Here is a 2,619-nt window from a genome sequence, read left to right on the forward strand (position 1 = left end):
TATTAATCTATAAATCTTAAGAAACTAAAAAATATATTAATAGGGGGATAATCAAATGAAAAAAGTAGTGAAAAGGGTATTACCTTTAACTTTGGCAGTTTTATTATTTGGAGCACCAGTATTGGCATATAGATCAGGTTCTTTTCAAGCAGGTGGAAAACCAGTAAATTGTACGTTAAGTCCAAACTTTAATACTAATTCTGCAAACGCAAGAACCTATTGGGCTAATGGCAGACCTAAAGGATATAGATTGAATACTAGAATATATCTTAGATATTCTAAAAACATGGCTTTAGAGAAGAAAAATTCTGTTACTCATATTAGCGATGCAAAAGCATATGCAAAAGGAAATAGGCAAGTTCAAGCTTTTAAATCTATTCATAGTTATATAAATCCTAATCAGAGTACACAACGAGAAATGGTTCACCTTTTTGAAGGTAAATAATCTATAAAATATAATAAATATTATTAAAGTAGTAAGATTAGCAGTAAAACTGCTAATCTTACTACTTTATAAAAGGAGTACAAAGATGAAAAAAGTAAAAAATATATTATCAAGATTCAAAACAAAAAAGCTAACTACATTTTTTGTCACATTTGGCATATTAGTAGCTATGCTGATGATATCTTTTAACATAAGTTTTGTATGGGGACTTAAAGAAGAAGAAAACATTTTAGAAAAGTTAGGACCGCCAAATGCATATGAATTTTTTTTAGGTCAAAAAATACAAGCATTTTTTTAAATGACATAAATGGTTTATTAAACAATTTAGAAGAGAATTTAGATGAACATATAGGTGTCTATATAACTGATTTTCTTCTAAATTTAGATAAAGCTGAGGCAGATCAGTATTTTGAAGGAGAGGCAGGATGGTTTGGGGAAAATAGTAAATGGAATCCTCCTCTTTTGGAAGGAAGATATTATACTAGAGAAGAAATCCTAAAAAGAAAAAATGTAGTTGTTATAGGACAAAATTTAAAAAAATATATGAATGATGATGGGAAAACAATAGGCATATATGGCAAAAATTATGAAGTTGTGGGAGTTGTTGGGCTTAAAGACAGACCATTGAAATGGGACATGTTTATATTTTTTTCCCTTGTCTATAGTATCAGAAGAAATGGCTGACAACATAGGAGGAGATGGAAATATTATAGTTTATAGTTCTAAAAATGATACCTTAGAACAAATAGATAAATTTATAGCAGGGGGAAATTCTAGATGGGATAAATTTGAAAGTTCAGGACTACAAGCTTTGAGTAAACGTAAAATTAGATGGATAGATTTAGACAGTAATTTTTTATTTATAACAATTATAGTATATATAGCAGCTATATCTCAAGCTATGGCTATTATGACATTTTGGATAGATAATATGAGATTTGAAATAGGTCTTAGAAAAGCTTTAGGACATACAAATTTTCAAATAGGAAAATTAGTATACGGTGAGATATTTACTATAACTTTAATTGCATATATAATTTCAATAATTATACAGTTAATAATAAATATATTCATAAAATCAGTTTTAGGAGTATTGATAACCTTAAGATTTGAAAACTTAACATTGGGAATGGTAGTCATAGTTATTACATCATTAACTACATCAATATATCCTATTATTAAATCATTTGAAGTACAGCCTACAGAGGCTATGAAACTTTAATAAGGAGAATAATTATGAATAATTTAAAAATGGTATTGAAAAATATATCTAAAAGGAAGGGAATATATTTTCTAATAATGATACAAGTAATGGTTTCAGTTTGGCTTTTGCTTACTAGAATAGATGCTATAGAGAAAATAAATAAAATAGAAAAAGATGTGGAATCTGCAATATCCAAGGATTCTAGTAGAATTTTACATTTAATAGTTAAGGACGAAGTAACTAAACCTAAAAATTTTCTGGAATTTAGAGGGGAGGTAGTAGATAAAGAACTTTTAGATTATGTAGCTTTTAGTACGTATAGCGGTATAAATATAGATGAATTTTGTAACAACTCTAAATACAAAGATTTGAAAAACGAATTTAAAGAAGAAATTCCTATGGAGGATGGAAATATAAATACTTTAGATGTTGAAAATGGGATAGAAAATTTAATAAAATTAAATATAGTAAAAGGAAGAAATTTAAATGATGAAGATTTTAAATGGTATGAAAAAGGAAATACAGTGCCTGTTCTAGGAGGATATGGGTTATACAGATATGGACTAATAGATATTGGTGATAAACTAAAGGATAAGTATGAAAATATAGAATATGAGATAGTTGGAATAATAGACGAAGACGATAAATGGTTTTTTGGTAATGATATATCAAATCGTGAAATGAGACATTTGAAAGATACGCTTATACTTCCTATAAATTCAAAGGAATCATATAATGATGAATTTTACGTACCTACTATGCATTATTTTGGGGAGATTAGTGGAAATAAATCATCAGAGGAGGTAATAAAAGAATTAGAAAAGATATCCAAAAAGCATAATGTTCAGATTGGATTTGAAACATTGAAAAGGAGCATTGAAAGAGGAAAAGAAGTGGTAGAAAATGAATTTAAATATTATCTCATATTTTCTATATTGTTTTTAATAGGAACAACATTTGGAATAACTGT

General features: G+C 27.4%; 5 protein-coding genes. All 5 read left to right on the forward strand.

From position 1 onward, the window contains the following. Window positions 1-55: 55 nt before the first annotated feature. Complete coding sequence (locus FYJ27_RS12525; protein ID WP_154485130.1) at window positions 56-445, forward strand: hypothetical protein; 390 nt, start codon at window positions 56-58, stop codon at window positions 443-445. A gap of 85 nt (window positions 446-530) precedes the next feature. Further along, on the forward strand, window positions 531-743 hold the full coding sequence (locus FYJ27_RS12530; protein ID WP_154485131.1) for a hypothetical protein: 213 nt from the start codon (window positions 531-533) through the stop codon (window positions 741-743). Window positions 744-805: 62 nt separating this feature from the next. Beyond that, window positions 806-1,129 (forward strand): ABC transporter permease, encoded by a 324-nt coding sequence (locus FYJ27_RS12535; RefSeq protein WP_326831095.1) that lies wholly within the window; start codon window positions 806-808, stop codon window positions 1,127-1,129. Further along, window positions 1,122-1,667: an FtsX-like permease family protein gene (locus FYJ27_RS12540; protein ID WP_154485133.1), complete on the forward strand. Its 546-nt coding sequence runs from the start codon at window positions 1,122-1,124 to the stop codon at window positions 1,665-1,667. The genes FYJ27_RS12535 and FYJ27_RS12540 overlap by 8 nt, the downstream gene beginning before the upstream one ends. 14 nt (window positions 1,668-1,681) lie before the next feature. Next, the coding region (locus FYJ27_RS12545) for a hypothetical protein (protein WP_154485134.1) at window positions 1,682-2,619 on the forward strand (938 nt) is incomplete at its 3' end.

Source organism: Anaerosalibacter bizertensis (assembly GCF_009696605.1).
In the GTDB taxonomy this organism is placed as follows: Bacteria; Bacillota; Clostridia; order Tissierellales; family Sporanaerobacteraceae; genus Anaerosalibacter; species Anaerosalibacter bizertensis.